Origin of the sequence: Leptospira langatensis, assembly GCF_004770615.1 — a bacterium.
Classification (GTDB): Bacteria; Spirochaetota; Leptospiria; order Leptospirales; family Leptospiraceae; genus Leptospira_B; species Leptospira_B langatensis.
Map to the genome: position 1 here is coordinate 19,793 of NZ_RQER01000005.1, position 19,704 is coordinate 39,496.

The following is a 19,704-nucleotide window of genomic DNA, read 5'->3' on the forward strand; positions in this document are numbered from 1 at the left end:
AGGGCTTCAAACTAATTCTTAAAAATTACTAAAATTCGGATTCCTCCGGCTTAAGAATGTCGGACGTCCGACATGGACGAGAAAAACACAGGTACATGGTTGACACCATGCTTAAATTTAAACATTTTCCCTCCATGCCATCCGCAGCAGAAGAGCTAATTTGGGGGAATCCGGATCCGGGAGATCTTCGCCTTCTTTTGCCCTTAGCATTTCCGGAATTGCTTGGATGGATGGGCGGGCTTGCTGGTTTAGCGACCCTTCTTTCCGAATCGGATCAAGACGCCTTAGAAGAGGCAGCTTCTTGGGGATATGGAGAAGAAGGTTTCTTCTATCCTTTTTTGGCAAAGGGGTCTTCGATCCGAAATAAATTAGAATTAAGCAATTCTCCCTTCTTCCTTCCTCGCTCGAATGAGATTGAATTTTACAGAGAAGATGCCAGGGGCTGCTTACTCGCTCCCGTTCGGGTCCAGGAAAAATTATTCGGTTTTTTCCTCTTGGAATTGGGTTCGGTCCCGGATGAAAGACAGATCCTTTTGCTCGGACTCTTCTGCCAAAAAATATCCGGATTATTGATCCCCTCTTTTACCTCCAAAGAGAGCAGGTCCAAGTCAGGAAAGGGAGAGGATTCCTTGGGAGCCTTACTCTTTCAATTGAGCAGGGGGGAAAATTCCCAACTGGAAAAATTCCAAAAAACCGGGACAATTTTTATCCAGGGTCCTCCTGCTTCCGGAAAGAAAACCTTGGCAAAGTGGATCCATAGAAAGTATTTTTCCGACCGATCTGCTCTCTCGGTTTCGGTCCTCCCGGAGCAAATTTTAAAGTTAGAAAAGAGCCTGGCCGAATGGGAAAAAATGGCCCAATTCGGGAGCATCATTTTTGAAAATTTGGAAGAATATTCCCTGAACCAACAAAGAATTTTGTATGAGTATTCTCAGAGAAAGACTGCAAAATGCCGTCTTATTTTTTTAGAGAAGCAGGGGTCTCAACCTAGAGAAGAATTTATATATTTTCGTTCTCTTTTACGAGAGAATCGGTTAGAATTACCCGCCTGGAAAGAGTGGGGTCGGGCCGAAAAAAGATCAGCGATCCTGCCGATATTCCAAGAGGTATGCGAGATGCACGGAAGGCCGGATTTGAATCTTTCTCAAGGAGCTTTGGATTCCTTGGTGGATGGGAGTTCCTGCCAAAATCTGGAAGATCTTCGAAACGCCATCGAGGAAGCGGTTCTCAATTCTGGTTCGGGAGAGATTCGAAATTCCGAACTGAATCAAGAAAAGGCTAAGGGGGTTTCCCTGCCGGATCCGGAGGACTTGGATTTGAGGAAGGCGGTCGAGGCTGTGGAACGCCAGAAAATACTTTTGGCCGATAAATTATTCGGGGGCAATCAGATCCGAATGGCGAAGGCCCTTGGGATCTCTCGTGGATCCCTGCAATATAAATTAAGAAACCTGGGTTTGGGTTAAAAGATTGGAATTAGATTCCTTATACGAAGAAAGAAAAACGCCGGCGGGTTACCTGGTCAAGGTCCGCTTGGCCAAAATGTCCTATGTTGTTTTTACCTCCAAAGGGCCTGAAGTTCCGAAAGGAGCGAGAAACCAGTCTATCGTGGTTCCGGTGCCAAGGATCGTATTCCTAGGAGAGGATTTCGATCTCTCCCATTTTAGGCTGGGGGAGCTCAGTTTTGTGAACGTAAAGCAGAGCAAACTCGTAATCCCATACCAGCATTCTAGTTCCGGAAACGAGGTACGGACTATCTTTCTCAATAGTGGGAGCGAATGTGATATCTTGCCTGTAATGATCTATCATTATAACAGGATCGAGGAGCTTCTCCAGGCGAGAGAATCCGGGGTGGAGATGCATCACTTAGTCTTGGACGAAGAATTCCCAAGGCAGGATCTGGTCGCCTTAAAGATCCGATTCCCGTCCTTGAACATGCTCATCATCAAGAGAAAGGTGGCCCAAAAAATCGGGCCTGGCGCAGGAGCTCCTCCGCCTCCAAAAGAGGTACTGGAAAAAAGCCTGAGAGAAGACTCGAGCATAGTCGACTTCAATAAGGTTCGGGCCACAGATCTACTAGAAAAGGGGAACCTGAACATGCATTCCATGAACCCTGTGTTCTTGGCTCGGGTTCACCTTCGAAAAATGGAACTAGAGAAAGTAAAACAGCTGCTTTTGGACTTCGCGCTCAAGCCGGAAGAGGTCGCCTTTATTCGAACCTTCTTGGATGTAATGGTCCGCAACGAAGACGATAAGGATGAGCTAAAGGGCTGGACTAGTAAATTACAAAATCTTGATGAAGGGTTTCGATTGGCCGGCTTAATTTTGGAGACCAAGGAAGATGAGTTCGAGGCAGAGCTAGATAAAGGGTTCTCCAAGGATATCGCTAGCATGGTTTATGCACTCCTGGAAAAAGAACAAGACCGAGCCACTTCGAAAGAGCAGGAAATTGTGCTCTGGGAATGGAAACTTAGAGCGAAGCGTTTGTTCCGGAAAACAGCCTAAAATCCCCGAAATTCGGTAAAAAAAGCTTCCTTTTCTGCCAAAAATGGTTAAAAATGGGCTATACTCTTATGTTTTTTCTAAAGAGACATAAATTTTTGGCACAGTTTTTGCTTATCTCTGCCCTCGGAGGACTTCCTGTCTTTGCAGAGGCGGGGTCGGATGCGCAAGCGAGCGATCCGGAACTTGCTGCGACATTATCTTTAGAGGAACGTAAGTCCATTCACCAAGAAGAGGTGGATCAAGTCTTGGCGGAGGAAATTTCTTATTCGGAAGAAGAGAGGCTTTCCGATTTTCCGGATCTGGATCCTCTTTTTAAGAGTGCGCCGAAGCACAATGCACTTGCAAAAGAATATCGAAAGGAGAAGCTTCCGAATCTGGAAATCGTTCTCTCCGATTGCGATTCATATGCAAAGGCTTCCGAAAGTATTTCGAATACCATTCGGAAATCTTCTTCCGGTATGCTCCTGAAAATCGGGGCTCCTGGGTTCCAGTTGAGATCCGGAATTCCGGTCTTTGCCTTCTCTCCGAAAGAGAAGGGGTTCCTACCTGATGCCTGCGGATCGGATCCGTTTTTATTTGGCCTTGGGGGAGAGCTGTCTTTTCAGGGGAATGGCATCTTCTCCTTTGCATTTTATTGTTCTGAAGTTTCTCACAAGGCCGCGGAGGGCGCAGGACCTGTTTCTGGAGAAGGAAGGAACTCCTTCGAAATCAGCAAGAATGGGCGAAATCCACTGGTGGGCAGCGAAGGATTGGCTTTCGGCCTGGATAAGCAGCTTGGAAGTGGGGTCCTGATGGCTGAGAAGGGCAGGAAGGCAACGGCACCTGTTTCTCGGAGGAAAGCTCGTGGAGCAAGACTCGCCATCATAAACCAACTATCGGAGAGGGAGATCCTACAAGGGAAGTCTCCTATCTCGTCCGACCTCACTAGGACAGGAAAGCCATCCTACGCTTTTCAGAAACCGATAGCGGGAGACCCGAATTGTCTCTCCTAAATTTTCTGGTCGCCGCCCAGCCCACAAAATTCTAAGTTAACTATATGGCTGCGAAAATAAAACGGACTTCTTTTCAGAGGCTCCTGAATGCGATGAAAAAAGTCACGAGCGAAGTGAATGATCATGAAATCCTTCGCAGGCTTGAGACCTTAATGGTCACTAGCAAAGAAGATCTAAACCAAGCAGTCATCCGCACCCTTCTTGAAAATCCCTTGGACTTTGATCCCAAATCTGTTCCGGAGCCATACGCTCAGTACGTTAGGCACTTCGTGTATATGGTGAAGCGGAATAAGAAAATGGGGTTGGATATAAATTTCGATTCCGGTCCTGGAGATCAGAAAAAAGAAAAGAAGAAGATAACTGTAGCACCCAAAAAGGCTCTTCCTTCTAAAAAATCCCTTCCGGCTCGCAAAAGAGCCTAAATTCCCAAAACTGCCCTGTATGTAGCACAGGGCAAAATTTCAATTTTAAAAATCGGCATCTGGCGCCCTTATCTGCCCAATTTTCGACTCTTATCTTGAAAAACTGGCAAAATCCGCCCAAAAACCGACCTTAGGGGCCGGGACAAGGGCTATTAGGTATCTGCCTAATAATAATCAGTAAAATCCGTTAACTGACCTTCCGCAAAGAGCTATTCTTCAGAGCGTATAGACCGAGAACCAAGGCGAGAGAATGCCGCGGGAGTCGACTTTTAATGACCTTTCTTCTCTATTAAAGCACGGCTTGCAAATGCTTCCATTGAACATATTTCCCATTTGGGATCCTGCATAAACTTCTATCCTTCTCGATGTGGTAGCTGAAAAGAGCTGCCTATTATTGAGCAGATAGCATGTATGGGGGCAGGGGTAGTTGAACCCCGAAATGGCCGCAAAAGGAGCAGTATCAGGAGGGAGGCAGTGATCCGTGAGACGATTCGTGGCTGACTTCGTATCAGCCTCTCTCGAGGCCTATATTTACGGAATCTTAGAACTCATTGGCTTCCCTATGGGAATGCTAGATGCCTCGCGGCATGAGAATCAACGCCCAGAGCTCGGCAGTATACCCTAAATTTCAAATGAGGGGGCTCTTCTTTGGCCCTGGGAGTAGCTTTGACTATGTAGCAAGGAAATACATGAGTGCGGATCCTAAAAACGATAGAATAAATGACATAATGTCATGTGTATCCCAATTACACCCTCATGCGAAGATGGCAGCTTAGGGAAATGGCTTTATTCTTGCGAATTCCTCCGCTCGGAGGATTGTAGGGTATGGCCGAAGTTATTAAGTTACGTGTTAAATGTCATGCCTGCTCAAATTTAATCGAAGGCTCGGCAAAGTACGGTGGCGGGCACTATGTTCCGGAAGGTGTAAATTTCGAATTTGTTGCTATCGGAAAGATAGAAACCCCCAAAGGAAAGAGGGTGAAGGCCGAGATTACTGCGGATTGCCCGAACTGTGGCGTCCGGTGTAAATGGACTATTTGATTAAAATTAATCTATATTTCTATCTAATCAATGATTATAAATGGTCATTTAATGGATTAAAAATAGAATTCGATTTATTATAAACATTGAACTGATTAATATTAATCTTAATGAATTTCACCACTTCTCTCTATTTCTTTTTCTTTTTAGGCATCTTTCTTTTGCGGTGGATTCTGCCCGTATTTCGGTTTTTCCCAGTATGGATCCCCAAGCCTTTCTTATTGATCGGAAGCTATTTTTTTTATCTCTCTTGGGATCCTAGATTTGGGCTCCTTCTTTTTGGGAGTAGCGTGCTCGATTATTTGGTAGGGCTAGGAATGGGAAAAGCAAACCCTTCCGGACGGAAGAAATTGCTTTTGGTTTCTTTACTTGGAAATCTTTCCGTTTTAGCCTTCTTTAAATATTTTAATTTCTTCATCGAGAGCGGAATCGCCCTATTTTCGGCATTTGGACTGAATTTGCCTGTTCCTGTATGGCGCATTGCTCTCCCTGTAGGGATCTCTTTTTACACATTTCAGTCCCTCAGTTATACGATTGATGTGTACAAGAGGGAAATTTTGCCTGAAAAGAGCTTTTGGAATTACGCGTTATTCTTATCCTTCTTTCCTCAATTGGTTGCGGGTCCCATTGTCCCTGCCCGTGTTTTTCTTCCGCAACTTACGGCTCTTTCTTCCTGGAAGGACGTGCCGCTTCGAGAAGGTTTGCTCTTGATCGTGCTAGGTGTTTGGAAGAAGGCAGTATTTGCGGATTCTATTGCTGTTATTCCCGATCTTTTTTTTAAATCGCCGGAGATCTTTTCTGCTTCGTACGCTTGGTTGGCCGTTTTAGCGTATTCCCTCCAGATCTATTTTGATTTTAGCGGGTATACGGATATTGCTCTCGGCTCTGCTCTTCTTCTTGGTTTTCATCTGATCGAGAATTTTAGGATGCCCTACCTTGCCTCCAGCTTTTCGGATTTCTGGAGAAGATGGCACATTTCTCTTTCTTCTTGGCTTAGGAACTATTTGTACATTCCCTTGGGAGGGAATCGTAAGGGAGAGGCTCGAACCTATATTCATTTATTCTTAACTATGCTTTTGGGCGGTCTCTGGCATGGGGCGAGTTGGAATTTCGTGATCTGGGGTGGCCTGCACGGTTCCTTTTTGGCCTTGGAGAGGATGGGCTCTTCTTTCTTTTTTGGTAGGAATGCGGAGAAGAATGTAATTTCTCCCGCTATTTTGAAGTACCTCTATCGTGGATTTGTGGTTTTTTCCGTTGTTCTTGCCTGGATCTTTTTTCGTTCTCCGGATTGGAAGACTACAGGATTGGTTTTTGGGAAATTATTCTCTTTTTCTTCCGGCCAGGAACCGAATCGGGAAATTCTTAGGATGTTCGGTATGGTCTTTCTGTGCTTCTTGATTGCAACATGGATTGGAGTGAAGGACGAGCAGGATTCTCGTTTCCGGAGATGGTACGAAGGAGTTCCTTCTCTTTTATTTGGGGCCGGGATCGCTTTTGCGTTTCTTCTCGCAGTTTCTTTGGCTGCGGATTCTCAGCCCTTCCTTTATTTTGTTTTTTGAAACGGTCTTTGCAATAGTTCTATGATCTTTTCTGTGTTTTCGTAGACCAAAATTTTTGAGATCCCGTTCGGGCAATCCAAGATACGAGTCGGTTCTCCGTAAAAGGATTTGATCCTATGTTCTCCTAGTCCGTCCGGTAGAACTGCGATCGGTCCTTCGGGAGGGAATAAGAACCATTCTTTATTTGAGAGTGTATGAGTTCCTTCTAGAGTGCTGAAGTCGATCGGATATGCGAGTGTCTTGGTCTCGGAATAGATAAAGATCCTCTTTGCCTTTCTTGCTTCTGCGAGCACTAATACAAAAGAATCCTTTTCCTTCCAATGGTCCACACAGGTAACCTCGTCCGGTCGGGAGAAGGAGATGGGTGCCCAATTTCCCTCCATCTGTCTGCGATATCCTGTAAAGATACCAAGCCCGATCAAGAGCCCTAATATCGCGAAATTCCTGGAATTGCTTCTTTCTACAGGATTTTGAAGAGAAAGCAATACTCCGAAGAGCGCTGGGACCATGACGAATGCGGGAAGACTGATTTTCAGTCCGTTTTCGCCGGTGTAGATGCCTGTTAAAGGCGGAAGTAATAGAAGTATGAGTTGGAAATATCCGATAAAACCCAGGCTATGGCCCCATTCTTTGCTCTTCTTGAGGCACCAAAACGCTGTGATAAAACTGAGGACTAGAAAAATCCCGGGGAGATCCAATCGGATGAGAGAAGAGACTAGATCCTTCCACCACATTAGAATAGAATCGGCGATCGGGATCTTGTTTGGGGATTGGATGGTGAGCAGAACTCTGAGCACCATGTTCAAAGCGATCCCAATTGCTCCCGCAAAAAAGAACTTCAAGGAGATCATTGGAAAGGAGATCCCCCATCTTCCGTACCTTCTCGCCCAAGTAAGGGCTGCGGCAAAATACAGTTCGAAGACCAAGATCCGATCTGATAGTGTGATCAAAGATAGGATCGGAAAGACTGAGTTCTTCGGGACCTTCTCCTTTCTTAAATAAGGCCAGATCCAAAGGGTTGTGATAAATGCACTAATATGTACGGAAGGAAGATATAAAAAGTACAGAAGAGAAAATTTCTCGGATAATATGAATAAAAAGGAAAGGGAGAGGAAGCTGAGCGTATAACTTTGTGATTTTCCCATCTTCGGTTCCAAGGTTCGGATGAATCTTCCCATCACCAAGGCAAGAACGATCACTTGAAGGATCGCATAGGCCACTAAGGTTAGGAAGATATCTCCAGTTGCGTATCCTAGTAGGAAGATCGCAGGAAGGTCCGGAAAAAAATAAGGAGTAGGAGCGAAAGACCATCCTCGGAGTGGGCTGCTATCCCGCAAAACGTCGAGTAGGATTGTAGGTAAATATAGTGCTTCGGTATTCCAAAACAATTCTTTAGGAAGACTGATCACAGAAAAGGCTAGGGAGACAATGAAGATTAGTATGGAAGTCCAAAGCCAAATCACTCTGGAAGCCTGGCCAAACTTGCATTCGAGGTAAAGAAGAAAATGGAAACTAATTCTGGACAAAGTAGGATTTACGAATTAGTTTGGGGAAGCAGCACAAATGAGTTCTTCTAATCCGAACTACTCCAAAGTCTTTCTCCTTCTTTCCGGCATTTGTTTTGTAATTCTTTTGGATGCTTTCTTCTTTAAATTCGGGTTATGGATCCTACCGAACGAATCTTCTTGGGGCTCGGATTATTTTTATAATTTTCTCCAGGAATATAAATCCATGGGAGCTAAGAAAAAGGAAAAATTCCGGCTCCTTCTCTTGGGCTCAAGCGTTACTCATTACTCTTTAAATCAAAAAGATCTAGCTTCGGAAATTTCCAAGCTCTCCGGCAAAGAGGTCGATGTGGAGATCCTATCTTACGGCGGTATGGCTCCTTTGGATGCCTATCTTTTGAGAGAGAAGATCGCAGACCTAGATCCGGATCTGATCCTATATCCTGTGAATTTCGTGGATTGGAGATTGTATAGGACCTATGTTCTGGAACCCGAAACCGGAAAGAACGAGACCATTGCCGAAGACAAATTACTCCGGGATGCTTTTGATTGGAGCGATGCTCCTCAATCTAGATTTCTTTTTCCTTGGGAAACAGTATCCGAATTTTGGAATATTCTCGGAATAGAAAAAGATGCGGAACTCTTAGCCGCATCCTTATTCGGATCTTATCGATACAAAGGGATCTATTGGAAGATCCTAAGCTCTCTTTGGGAGCATCGTTTCGGTAGGAACTCCAGCTATAGAGAATACAACGGAGTGCAGATCCCGGAAAGGGTGACTTCCAGAGGTTGGACCGGAAAGAATTTCTCGTTCTTTCCGAAAGAATACATGGCCCGCCGAGGATTTTACATCCAAATCGTGGAAGAGATCTTGCAAGAAGGAGAACTGAAACTCGAATTTCGAAATTCTTCGGGAGTATCCCAATCTTTCGAATTTTCTTCTCCCGGATGGAAGAAGATCCTTTTGGATCCTAGATTTTTAAAAGAAGGTTCCGAAGATCCGGATGCGCTCGTGAAAGCCGAGCTTTCAAATACTTGGACTCCGTATGAGGCCGGCCCGGAGCATAAGGACTGGATCTTGGATCGATTGGGAGTTCGATTGCAGCAAACCTTTGGAGAAGAAGGGTCGAGGCAAGGAATGCAATTCACTCGAGAAGAAAGGACAGAGGATCTGCGTTATTTGGGGATGTCGGAAAAGGAATACGCGGAGTATTTCCAGTTTCGGATCTTTGCGGATCCTAAGCTCAGGCCGGGGACCCAGTATTTGAGGGTTCTTGCGGATGCTAAGAAGAGAATAGCGACTGAGAGTTTCCGTCCGGTATTGCATTTTCGTTATATGAAGGAGCTCCTACAATTCCTAAGGGAGAGAAGGGTCCCTGTTCTTCTCATCAATAATCCGGAGAATCCGATCAGTCTTTCCTGGTACGAGAAGTCTAGTTGGTATAAGGAGCACTTAGACTATTTGAGAACGATCAGCGGAGGAGATAATTTCTTTTTGGATTGGAAGGATGAGTTGAGGCCGACTGATTTTTGGGACTTCCATCATTTCACTTATCAAGCAATGACAAAGATGAATTCTAAGTATGCACAGGCGGTATTGAAATTTGTCGAATGACAGTCTATGTGCATGCAAAAAGATAGAGAAAAACTGCGGGCTTGTGGAAGCTCCGCGAATGGTTGAATAAGTTCTATGGCCAAAATCAATGTCGCCGTTTTGGGAGCCACTGGCTCCGTCGGGCAGAGGTTCATCCAACTTTTGGAGAACCATCCTTATTTTCAGGTTACCCATCTATGCGCTTCCGAGAACAGCGCAGGCAAAACATACGCTGAAGTGATGAAGAAACGTTGGAAAATTTCCTCCGACATCCCTTCTTACGCTCGCGACATAATTATCACGCTTCCGGATCCTAAGCGGACTCCTGGAGTGAAGCTTGCTTTTTCCGGCTTAGACGCCTCCGTTGCCGGAGAAGTAGAGACGAGCTTCGCTGAATCCGGTATACATATTATTTCCAATTCCAAGAACCATAGAATGGTGGAGAATGTTCCTCTTCTTTCGGCAGAAGTGAATGCGAATCATTTGGATGTGATCGCCAATCAAAAGACTCCTGGAAAGATCATCACTAACTCGAACTGCACGATCATGGGAGTTACTATCTCCCTCAAACCGCTCTTTGACAAATTCGGACTAGAGTCCGTTATGATCTTCTCCATGCAGGCCATTTCCGGCGCCGGCTATCCTGGAGTTCCTTCCATGGATATTTTGGGCAACGTGGTTCCCTTCATTGGGGGAGAAGAAGATAAGGCCGAGATCGAGCCATTGAAATGCCTGGGCAAGGTGGAAGGCGGAAAAATTTTGAATGCAGATTTCAAAATTTCCGCTCACTGTAATCGTGTGCCGGTTTTTGACGGGCATACTGTTTGTGTTTCCGTTAAGCTCAAGAAGAAGGTCAGCGAATCCGAAATTTTAGAAGCCTGGTCTTCGTTTAAAGGCGAACCTCAGGAATTAAATTTGCCGCTGGCCCCGAATCCTCCGATTCTTTATCGTCAAGAAGAAGATAGGCCTCAGCCTCGTCTGGATCTAGAAACCGGAAAGAGTATGACCACCGTTATCGGCAGATTGCGTCCCGATCCGATTTTAGATTGGAAATACGTAGTCCTTAGCCATAATACGGTCCGTGGGGCTGCCGGAGCCGCGCTTTTAAACGCGGAACTGATGTATCGTAAGAGCCTACTCTAAAAAGAGGATGACCCATGCTGGATCCCCAATCACCGGAACTAAAGGTAGCTGACTATAATTCTACGTTACAGTTAACTCAAGCTTTAGAAGCCCGTGGGGATTTCCAGTACAAGGGAATTCATAAGCTCGTCCTGATCATCGGGGATTGGACCGAAAAATACGTAGCAAATAAGATCCTTCCGAATACGGAGCAGTTAGCCAGGGAGCTTACCTTGGATAAGGAAAGGGTTTCCGCCTATCTCAAGGAGATGACTGCTCGCCATAATCCTCCTCTAGTAAAGAAGATCTGTATGGTGGATTATAATCCGACTGGGGATTCTTCGGATGGAAGGATCACTTCTTTCTTAAGACTGATCACCGTCTTTGCTCGGCCCTCACAGACGGATGCAGGTTCCAGTCACCGATATGTGGATGGGGTCAATCTAACTTCTTTTAGTTCCATCCAGAGATGGGTTAAGGAGAAGAGGCAGTTCCCTGGAAAGGAAAACTTCCAGAGATGGGTTTACGATTGCATCGATAATAATAAACTGAGTGAGACCTACGCTTCTTCCGAAATTGGGAACTTATTCCAAGATACTTTCGATGTGACCCCTGTCTTGAAGCAGACTACGATCAATATCCATCTCAAGCCGGTCTTGAAGAAGTTGGTGGATAATCGGACTCTCTATTTCTATAGAAATGAAAATGCACTGAGTCCCGGGAATCGTTCCGTATTTTATTATAATATTCACGATGAGATCATCGCAAGATTAGAAGCGTATAAGAAGTATCTGGTTGAGAAGATCATTCCGGAATTACAAAGGATCGGAGTGTTAGGAAATTTTTCGGAGCAGGATCTGGAAAATACAAGATCCATAGCGACCCAAGTGTTGCCTTTCTTGAGCCCGGCATACGGGGATCAAAAAACCGCTGTAGAAGAATTGCTTTCTTTGATCCATTTCGAAGAAGAAGAAAAGGACAAGAAGGAAAAAGAGGAGAAGAAAGCGAAGCTTTCCGAACTTCTGGACTATATTAAATCCGCGAATCGACTCGTGGATCTGAATTATTTGCGCTTTCGCGGGGAAGCGATCGGAGAAGAGATCAGAAACCTGATCATCAATCACGATATGATACTCCATGCAGAATTTGCGGATAAAAAAAGCCTGTACACATTTGTCTTACATAAGGAATGCATTAACGGAGCCATCGAGACTGCAAAGAGGGTGAATATCGCGACCGGAAACGACACAGAGATCCGAGTATTAGCTAAAATGAATATTCGGGACTTTCTGGAGTCGAGAGAGGCAAGTTCTCAGTTCGAAAAACTGGAGTATTCTTCTCTTTTTAAGTATCTTCCTTTCATAACCCGCTTCTTCCGATCCATTTTCGGGAATGTAATGGTGCATCGATTCGAGGCGGAGGAGATCCGAGCTCGTCTTGCCGCCGAGCAGAACAAAAAAGTCTTAGAAGCTAAGACCAAAGCGGCCCAAGAAGAGAAGGTGCGTCTGGCAGAAAGAAGAATTAAAGATAAGGAAGCGGCAGAAGCGACTGCAAAGGCAAGAGCAGTGGCGGCGATGGCGGCTTCCAGTTCGGAAAATTCCCCTTCTCGTAGCGCTGCAAGTCCCGAGCAGGATGCAGAAACCAAGCAAATGCTCACATCGGTCCTGGACATTTTGGATCATGCCTGGAATGGAGGAGAGTATCCTGATCGGAACTATCTAGTACAGGCATTAGGTGGATCCCAAGACGAAAATACGGTCATTAACTTTCTGAAAAAGAATGCAAAAAAGGAAATCCATTCCTTTATGGTAAGAAATCAGGAAGAGCAGTATTCTTTTCCGGTGCTTGTGACGAGAAGGTTCTTGAAGAAGAACGGTAGAGGCTTATTGGATAAAGCCAAGAAGATCGTAGACGAGCAAAAGAATGCGGGAATGCCGGAGCAGGAAAAGTTCGATTTTTATATATCTTTGGAAGATTTCCTGAACAGAACCCTTCCTAAGATCTGACTCCGTCTTTTTATTATAGAAAACTTATATAGATCACCCCAAATGAAGAATGAATTAGTCAATTATAGAAAAACAAAGATCATTTGTACGATCGGCCCAGCGACCGCAGACAAGAAAATGATCCAAGCCTTGGCCGAATCAGGGATGAATATTGCCCGACTGAACATGTCTCATGGAAATCATGATTTTCATAGATCTGTGATCCGCTCCATTAAAGCACTGAACAAGGATGTCTTAAAGCATCCGATCGCAATTCTTCTGGATACCCAAGGGCCTGAGATCCGTACAGGAGATCTCCAAGTGGACCATTTGGATCTAAAAGTGGGGGAATCATTCACGTTCCATATCATTCCCGGAGAAGAATCGGAAGAGCAGTCCGTTTTCGTAAATTATCGAGACATCGTAAACGATCTAAAGATAGGGGATCGAGTTACCGTAGATAACGGTCTGATCAATCTTGTTGTGGAAGAAATACAAGAAACCGCTTTAAAGTGTAAAGTGGTGGATGGTGGTAAATTAGGTTCTCGTAAACATATTAATTTACCTGGGATCCGGGTGAATTTGCCTTCTATCACTCAGAAGGATCACAAAGATATTCTCTTCGGTTTAGAAGAAGATGTGGACTTCATTGCACTTTCTTTCGTGCGCTCAGCAGAGGACATACATCAGCTAAGACAGATTATCGAAGAGAATAACGGGCATTCTGCGATCGTTGCAAAGATCGAAGATCAAGAAGCAGTCAAGAATATGGTTGAGATCGTAGATGCTGCGGATGGGGTCATGGTGGCGAGAGGTGATCTGGGTGTCGAATTGCCGATCGAAGAATTGCCTTTGATCCAAAGAGCGATCATCAAAGAATGCGCGATCAAAGGAAAGAGAGTGATCGTAGCGACTCACCTTTTAGAGTCTATGATCAATAATCCTTCTCCAACTCGCGCAGAAGTGACTGACGTTGCAAACGCAGTCTTCGAAGAAGCGGACGCAATCATGCTTTCCGGAGAAACTGCTGCAGGAAAATTTCCTGTCCGTTGCGTGGAGATGTTACATAAAATTTCCGAAAGAGTTGAGAAAGCGCCCGGACTTGGATACGTTTTGGAAAGAGTTCCTTCTACTAAAAAGGAAGAAATGGCTCGATCTGCTGCTCTTCTTTCCGATTCGATCAAGAGTCCCGCAATCATTGTGATTACCAGAAGAGGAACTACTGCATTAAATGTGGCCTCCTTCCACCCGAGACATCCTTTGATCTATGCTTTCACGAACATGACCACTGTCAGACGTAAACTTTGGCTTACTCGTAGTGTGATTCCCTACAGGATCGATTTTTCGAGCGATCCTGAGAAGACGATCAAGCTTGCAATTGAGACCTTAAAGACAAGTGGCCGGGTAAAAGAGGGAGATCAGGTCGTGATCCTGTCGGACATTATTGCAGGTGCAGACCGGGTGGAAACAATCCAGGTCAGGGATGTTAAGTAGGAAGGAACTCCTATCCCTCGGCTTGGTTAGAGACTTGTTGATTTAACCAATTTAGGACCCATTCTTGTAATCCAAGGCTTTGAAAGGCTTCGAGAAGCATTCCGGTATAGCTAATTGAGGATTGCAAGCGTTCAAAATTAAGTCTGACCTGGAGTTTCTTTATCTGAAGGTAGAGCTGGAGTTCCTGCTTGTTCATTTCGGAAGGGTCTTTCCAGGGGGTATAGTCAGCCCCGGAAAGTGGGTTCAGTTTGAAAATGTCTCCTGGAGAGGGTTTTTTGCTCATTAGTAAGGTGGAGTTCCTTCTTCTGCTAACTTTTAAACTTTTTTGCGACTAGCAGAAACGAGATAAGCGAGATTCCAAAACACAATCCTCCTGTTCCGAGAAGGGCAGGTAATGGATCTCCTCCTGATATCCTTTGCAAATATAGGAAGAATGCGCCAAGTAAGAATAGGATACTGAGGCTAATAAAAAATAGGCCTACTCTTAAGAATAGGTAAGCCTGAACTCCGTTAATAATTTGTTCGACTGCTACCTTTTTTGCATATAGGAGCAGCGTCTCGAAATACTCGGCAATAGAATTAATGAATGCGAGCAGGTGTTCCTTCAGTTCAAAATTAATGAATGAGGGCCCATCCTGCTTGTCAGTGCCGTCCTGAGAAATATCTTCTGAACTTGATTTATTTGAAGCCAAGCGTTGTTCCGATTACTTTCTTCGACCGATTAACATTCCAATAATGACGCCAAGCCCGACGCCTACACCTAAGCTAATCAAAGTAGCTTTTTGCGGGTTTTCTTTAATATAAGCACCGGTCTGATCTATGATTTGCTTAGCTTTCTCGCTAGTCTCGCCGGTGACCTGCTTTAGTTTTTCTTTCAAATCTGATACGTGTTCCAAATATTCCTCCCTGGCCTTTCCAGTGATCTGTTTGGCCTTATCTTTTAAGATCTGGAGTTCCTCACCTAAATTCTCGGCTTTAGACATAAGAACGTTCCTCCATGGACTTTTATGATGGTATATAGCTTCAATTTCAAGAATTTTACATTCGGAAATCATTGATTCGTAAAAATTGCAGACCTTAAATAAGAGAGTAGGGATAAATAGGTCGATAAAAGTGGTCTAACAGGGAAAATGGCGAAAGGGGATCTTCGGAGAATGAAACGAAGAAGCCCATTTCAAGCGAATCCATTCCTGTTGATTAAAGCCTAAGGTGAATGGCATGAATTTAATTTCCAAAATTGCTAAAATTCGAAGAACGCAAAAGCAAAGAATATATAATCGCGCTTATCGACAAGCGTTGAAACACCTTAAAAAAGAATTTAAGGCTGAGGCTGACCGCCACGCCCAGGCGGAGAAAGAATTAGAGAAGTACTATAGAAAGGATGTTGATAGCGAGGCAAAGAAGACTCGCAAAAAGATCCAAGAATTAGAGAACTATAAGCTTCTTTTAGAACGTAAAGAAATGGAAATAGAATCTAAATTGGCTTTCTTGAGTGACCAGCTTCACAAGATTGAGGAATTGAAAGCAAGAATGGACGGAGCAGTGAACCTAATGGCGAGAGCCGGCTCCCTTTCCAATGGTGCGATTGATGACGCCGAGAAAATTAAACAGGCCTTGAAGAAGGTTCTGTAGTTTTAGGATAAATTGATGGTTGATTCTCCTAAACTACTTTCGATTGAGGAGTTGAGGAAGGAACTCCCTCAGTTTTGGACAATCATCGAAAACTCTGATATTCCAAAAATTCAACGAATTTATAATTTCAATAGATATATGGATTGTTTAGCTATGGTGAACCGACTCGCTGAACTTGCGAATGAGATGGATCATCATCCGGATATTCTTTTAACTTACGGCGCGGTTAAGGTTGAGATATTTACTCACTCTTTAAAAGGCGTATCTACTTTTGATTTGCAATATGCGAAATTTGCTGAAAAGCTTTTCGCGTCAATGCCCTGAATATAAAAGCTTATTTTTATGAGGCTAGTTTCGGGCCTGCCGGCGCTCGCTTGTTCGAAATAGGCATATAGTCAGTATCAGAATATTCTAATATCCAAAGTTCCCGGAAGAAAGTGTGCTGCCTCGTATTCAAACAAATGGCCGCTTTTATCTGCCATAGTGGGTTGGCGTCGCTGGAAAATTGTTTTCCTTTGTATTCTTCTACCAGAAATACGAACAAATAGCACATCGAGACCCCGTGACTGAGGGCCAAGTTTCGTAATTGTGCCCAATCATTTTGTTCCGGCCTGAAGTTGAATTTTACATATCTTTCTTCGAGGAGCTTTTCCCGCATTCGCTGATATCTTGTATTTGTGGAATAACTATTTATTCTTTTCGGCGTTTTAAGAATGTTTCTTTGCACCCTTAACGTTTCTTTCAATAGTCGCGTTACGCCTTGTTTTCTTACAAATTTCTCTAAATGAGGAGGGATCAAAAGTGTAGAAACTGGACGTAACCTGGAAGGGCGTCGTTCTACAGAGATGCTTTGCGAAGTCGATTTATAGAAGGTGTGTTTATTTCCTGTTCTGCTCATAACAGAAGCAGGTTATGGAACGTTATAATGCGCGTACTTTTTTAGCGATGTTACAGTCAATTTAGATGATTATTTAGTAATAGAAGAGGAAGGAGTTCCTTCCTCTTCTATTACTAATCTAGTCTAGAATAACAATATTATCATAATTGTCAGTGAACCTATAACCAATTCCCCAGATTGTTTCGATCCATTCAGGCTGCGCTGAGTTCTTCTCAAGTTTGGAGCGAATTCTTTTAATGTGGGAATCGATCATTCTTTCGAAACCGTCCCATTCCATTCCCCAAACTGCCTCAAGTATCATTTCTCTGGAGAAAACCTTGCCTGGAGAAGTTGCCATTAATTGCAGAATATCGAATTCCTTACGCGAGATATTGATAACTTGATCTTTCAAAGTTACTCTACGACGTACGGGATCTATTTTCAACGAGCCTCGAATGATTTCTCCGCCGCTGCCTATATTGGGCTTAATTCCGGCTTTCTTATCCCATCTACGAAAAAAGACATCGACCCTTGTTTTCAATTCTCTTACTGAAAAAGGTTTTGTGATATAATCATCTGCACCTAATTCAAGACCCATAATTCGATCGATCTCTTCATTTCGGGCTGTAACGATAAAGATAGGTGTGTTTTCATCGTTACGACGGACGGTGCGACATACATCCATTCCATCTATATCTGGCAAGGAAAGGTCAAGAATTAACAAATCAGGGTGGTTCGCTTTATAATATTTAAGCCCTTCTTCCCCGGAGGTTTGAATCGTCGTTCGATAATGAGCAGAATCCAGAGACTTTCGGATTAAATTACCGATGTCTGGATCGTCTTCGATTACCAAAATGTTCTTCATAAGAGCCTCAGGATTATTGGATGTTAAATTTAACCTCATTACAACATATTATTCGCATCAAAAATGCTACATAGCAAAAAATGAATTTTTAAATCAATTGATGAAAAGTTGCCGGTCTTGAAAATCGAGAAGATAGGCTTTTCTCTCAGATTTCGCAATAGTTGCTGGGCGATATTTTATATTTTTTTTCATATATAAGTCTTTGAAGGCGTAATTTAGGCAGTTGATGAAAGCGGATACTCCGTCATTTCCAAGAAGTTGGGCTTTAATAGCGATTTCGGATCCCGGGCTTGATGTTCACAACTTGACTCGTGAGCTCGGAATTCGTCCTGATCTATCAGTTAATAGAGGAGTTCCTTCCATTTCTGGAAACCAGATCACTTCTCCGTTGTGGCAGATACACTCAAAGAAGGATGCAAATCTTCCCCTGGAAGAACATATTTGGGAACTTTTAGAGCGAATAGCTCCTCATCGAAAAGAATTTCAGAATATCTGCTCTAAATATCCTGTAATTCTATATTGTTCAGTAGAATATAATAATGGTAGCTTGGACGAGACTACTCTAAGTCCTAAAACTTTGTTACTTATTGGAAATCTTGGACTTCGGCTTGCGTTTCATGCATGGAAGCTGCCGGAAAAAAGAAGGAGATCAGAGGATCAGCAATAATTCGTCTAGGGAAAAGGTACGAATGTACTTTCGAATTTGGGGCGAGGGTTTAGATAAAATAAACACTCGATTCTTTTCTCTTAAATCCATTGCGAATTTGATTAATTTTTCCACTACTGAGAACGGTAAACTTTCGAATTTGGACATCTCCAACTTCACGTGCCGGTTTGTTTCGTAGAAAGCCATCGCCAGGACTGATCTGAGTTCGTTTATTATTTGGTCGTTTATTTCAGATGAAATTGGCTCGATTTCTACCACCTTGGCTTTTTTTCTTATTTCAAAGTAAGTATATTTTCTAATGTTCTCCATATAGGAGTTCCTTCTTGCGGAAGAATAGAATGACCAATATCTCTCTTCCGCTTGGGGTTATCGTAGAATGAAACTAACCAATCTGGAAATCCTGAGCCGACGGTCTCAATTTTTGCAAGCGATTCGAACTTTTTTTGCAGAAAAAGAGTTCTGGGAGTTGGACACTCCCTCACTCAAGAAAATTCCCGGGATGGAACCCTATCTTGATCCATTTATAGTGAATTCTCCGTCTGGAGATGAAAAGGGATATCTGATAACTTCTCCTGAATATTCATTAAAGCAGGCTTTGGCTTTGGGAGCGAAGCAAGTATATGAATTAGCGCATACTTTTAGATCTGGCGAGAGAGGGAGTTCCTTCCATACTGCGGAATTTCTCATGTTAGAGTTTTACAAAACCGATTCGAATTTGGATCAGACTATGGATCTGGTTGAAGAACTAATTCGTAACGTGTCAGCAAAATTAGGCCTTCCAATGCAAAAAGGGCCCTTTAATAGAAGATCTGTGAAGGATCTCCTTCAAGAATTTGTCGGTATCGATTGGGATAGAAAGTCTCTCGAATCAAAAATATCTGAATTGGCTCTCACTAATCTTCCTTTGGAGAAAATGGAATATGAGGACTGCTTTTTCCTAATATTCCTGAATTTGATTGAACCTAAATTTCCTTCGGAATTTCAATTCATCTACGACTACCCACCGGAAATGGCTGCACTTTCTCGAATTGAGGACGGAGTAGCAAAGAGATTCGAGCTGTATTTCGGACAAATCGAATTATCGAACGCCTTTTTCGAGTTGCTGGACCCAATCGAGCAAAGGGGGCGTTTTGAGCGGGAGCAGGGGACCCGTAAAAAATTGGGAAAGGAAGTTTTTCCTATGCATGAGGAGTTCCTTCTCGCCCTGGAAAAAGGACTACCTGAATGTTCTGGGGTCTCCATCGGGCTCGATCGCCTTCTCATGGTTTTACTGGGTTGCTCTTCGCTTGCCGAAGTTAGCCCTTACTGGAGAGAGATCTAAAGGACGAATTCTTGCTAATTTAGTATATTTTGAATCAAGAAAGTATATATGCGGGTTCGATAATCCAATTAGACCTCGTAAAACTTTAGTTGCCGAGATAGCCTGAAGGATTACTTTAAGAACCGT

General features: G+C 43.7%; 21 protein-coding genes. 14 read left to right on the forward strand and 7 right to left on the reverse strand.

Annotation, left to right across the window (positions count from 1 at the left end; all coding sequences use genetic code 11):
- Positions 1-107 precede the first annotated feature (107 nt).
- The 6 genes from EHO57_RS07985 to EHO57_RS08010 all read left to right on the forward strand — a co-directional run bounded on the left by EHO57_RS07985 (position 108) and on the right by EHO57_RS08010 (position 6,516).
- Positions 108-1,463 (forward strand): helix-turn-helix domain-containing protein, encoded by a 1,356-nt coding sequence (locus tag EHO57_RS07985; RefSeq protein ID WP_246050605.1) that lies wholly within the window; start codon positions 108-110, stop codon positions 1,461-1,463.
- A gap of 4 nt (positions 1,464-1,467) precedes the next feature.
- The gene (locus EHO57_RS07990) at positions 1,468-2,502 is read left to right on the forward strand and encodes a hypothetical protein (protein WP_135646542.1); all 1,035 of its coding nucleotides are present in this window, start codon (positions 1,468-1,470) and stop codon (positions 2,500-2,502) included.
- A 95-nt stretch (positions 2,503-2,597) separates the two neighbouring features.
- The gene (locus EHO57_RS18885; RefSeq protein WP_210410055.1) at positions 2,598-3,494 is read left to right on the forward strand and encodes a hypothetical protein; all 897 of its coding nucleotides are present in this window, start codon (positions 2,598-2,600) and stop codon (positions 3,492-3,494) included.
- 44 nt (positions 3,495-3,538) lie between these two features.
- Positions 3,539-3,916 carry a phosphatidylinositol phospholipase gene (locus tag EHO57_RS08000; protein WP_210410056.1) on the forward strand — a complete coding sequence of 126 codons (378 nt, stop codon included), beginning with the start codon at positions 3,539-3,541 and terminating at the stop codon, positions 3,914-3,916.
- An 825-nt stretch (positions 3,917-4,741) separates the two neighbouring features.
- Entirely contained in the window at positions 4,742-4,957 is a 216-nt protein-coding gene (locus EHO57_RS08005; RefSeq protein ID WP_100707384.1) for a hypothetical protein, read from the forward strand.
- A gap of 110 nt (positions 4,958-5,067) precedes the next feature.
- Positions 5,068-6,516, forward strand: coding sequence for an MBOAT family O-acyltransferase (locus tag EHO57_RS08010; RefSeq protein ID WP_135646544.1), 1,449 nt, complete (start codon positions 5,068-5,070; stop codon positions 6,514-6,516).
- Here the strand turns inward: EHO57_RS08010 and EHO57_RS08015 are convergent.
- Positions 6,501-8,042 (reverse strand): hypothetical protein, encoded by a 1,542-nt coding sequence (locus EHO57_RS08015; protein WP_246050607.1) that lies wholly within the window; start codon positions 8,040-8,042, stop codon positions 6,501-6,503. The two genes, EHO57_RS08010 and EHO57_RS08015, sit on opposite strands and share 16 nt — an antisense overlap.
- 37 nt (positions 8,043-8,079) lie before the next feature.
- Here EHO57_RS08015 and EHO57_RS08020 point away from each other — a divergent pair, with 37 nt between their 5' ends.
- The 4 genes from EHO57_RS08020 to pyk all read left to right on the forward strand — a co-directional run bounded on the left by EHO57_RS08020 (position 8,080) and on the right by pyk (position 14,216).
- Complete coding sequence (locus EHO57_RS08020) at positions 8,080-9,636, forward strand: hypothetical protein (RefSeq protein WP_135646546.1); 1,557 nt, start codon at positions 8,080-8,082, stop codon at positions 9,634-9,636.
- Positions 9,637-9,711: 75 nt separating this feature from the next.
- Complete coding sequence (gene asd / locus EHO57_RS08025) at positions 9,712-10,758, forward strand: aspartate-semialdehyde dehydrogenase (RefSeq protein WP_135646547.1); 1,047 nt, start codon at positions 9,712-9,714, stop codon at positions 10,756-10,758.
- A gap of 14 nt (positions 10,759-10,772) precedes the next feature.
- Positions 10,773-12,743 (forward strand): hypothetical protein, encoded by a 1,971-nt coding sequence (locus EHO57_RS08030; RefSeq protein WP_135646548.1) that lies wholly within the window; start codon positions 10,773-10,775, stop codon positions 12,741-12,743.
- Between the two features lie 42 nt (positions 12,744-12,785).
- Positions 12,786-14,216, forward strand: a complete 1,431-nt coding sequence (pyk, locus tag EHO57_RS08035) for a pyruvate kinase (RefSeq protein ID WP_135646549.1) — start codon at positions 12,786-12,788, stop codon at positions 14,214-14,216.
- Positions 14,217-14,226: 10 nt separating this feature from the next.
- Here pyk and EHO57_RS08040 read toward each other — a convergent pair whose 3' ends face one another.
- The 3 genes from EHO57_RS08040 to EHO57_RS08050 are packed head-to-tail and all read right to left on the reverse strand — an operon-like array spanning position 14,227 to position 15,199.
- Positions 14,227-14,499, reverse strand: a complete 273-nt coding sequence (locus EHO57_RS08040; protein ID WP_135646550.1) for a hypothetical protein — start codon at positions 14,497-14,499, stop codon at positions 14,227-14,229.
- A gap of 25 nt (positions 14,500-14,524) precedes the next feature.
- Positions 14,525-14,908 (reverse strand): LBF_4227 family protein, encoded by a 384-nt coding sequence (locus tag EHO57_RS08045; protein ID WP_135646551.1) that lies wholly within the window; start codon positions 14,906-14,908, stop codon positions 14,525-14,527.
- Between the two features lie 12 nt (positions 14,909-14,920).
- Positions 14,921-15,199, reverse strand: a complete 279-nt coding sequence (locus EHO57_RS08050) for an ElaB/YgaM/YqjD family protein (RefSeq protein WP_135646552.1) — start codon at positions 15,197-15,199, stop codon at positions 14,921-14,923.
- Positions 15,200-15,434: 235 nt separating this feature from the next.
- On the opposite strand from EHO57_RS08050, the gene EHO57_RS08055 reads away from it, so the two are divergent.
- Entirely contained in the window at positions 15,435-15,848 is a 414-nt protein-coding gene (locus EHO57_RS08055; protein WP_135646724.1) for a TraB/GumN family protein, read from the forward strand.
- A 15-nt stretch (positions 15,849-15,863) separates the two neighbouring features.
- Positions 15,864-16,172: a 4a-hydroxytetrahydrobiopterin dehydratase gene (locus EHO57_RS08060; protein ID WP_135646553.1), complete on the forward strand. Its 309-nt coding sequence runs from the start codon at positions 15,864-15,866 to the stop codon at positions 16,170-16,172.
- Positions 16,173-16,188: 16 nt separating this feature from the next.
- Here the strand turns inward: EHO57_RS08060 and EHO57_RS08065 are convergent, their stop codons facing one another.
- Together EHO57_RS08065 and EHO57_RS08070 are read right to left on the reverse strand one after the other, a co-directional pair.
- Positions 16,189-16,746 carry a DUF1564 family protein gene (locus tag EHO57_RS08065; protein WP_135646554.1) on the reverse strand — a complete coding sequence of 186 codons (558 nt, stop codon included), beginning with the start codon at positions 16,744-16,746 and terminating at the stop codon, positions 16,189-16,191.
- Positions 16,747-16,864: 118 nt separating this feature from the next.
- On the reverse strand, positions 16,865-17,590 hold the full coding sequence (locus tag EHO57_RS08070) for a response regulator transcription factor (RefSeq protein WP_135587437.1): 726 nt from the start codon (positions 17,588-17,590) through the stop codon (positions 16,865-16,867).
- Between the two features lie 226 nt (positions 17,591-17,816).
- On the opposite strand from EHO57_RS08070, the gene EHO57_RS08075 reads away from it, so the two are divergent.
- A complete protein-coding gene (locus EHO57_RS08075) occupies positions 17,817-18,257 on the forward strand; it encodes a DUF4279 domain-containing protein (RefSeq protein WP_135646555.1) in 441 nt (146 codons plus the stop codon).
- Here the strand turns inward: EHO57_RS08075 and EHO57_RS08080 are convergent.
- Positions 18,240-18,566, reverse strand: coding sequence for an STAS domain-containing protein (locus tag EHO57_RS08080; protein ID WP_135646556.1), 327 nt, complete (start codon positions 18,564-18,566; stop codon positions 18,240-18,242). The genes EHO57_RS08075 and EHO57_RS08080 overlap by 18 nt on opposite strands.
- 67 nt (positions 18,567-18,633) lie before the next feature.
- Here EHO57_RS08080 and epmA point away from each other — a divergent pair, with 67 nt between their 5' ends.
- Positions 18,634-19,578: an EF-P lysine aminoacylase EpmA gene (epmA, locus tag EHO57_RS08085; protein ID WP_135646557.1), complete on the forward strand. Its 945-nt coding sequence runs from the start codon at positions 18,634-18,636 to the stop codon at positions 19,576-19,578.
- Positions 19,579-19,704 lie beyond the last annotated feature (126 nt).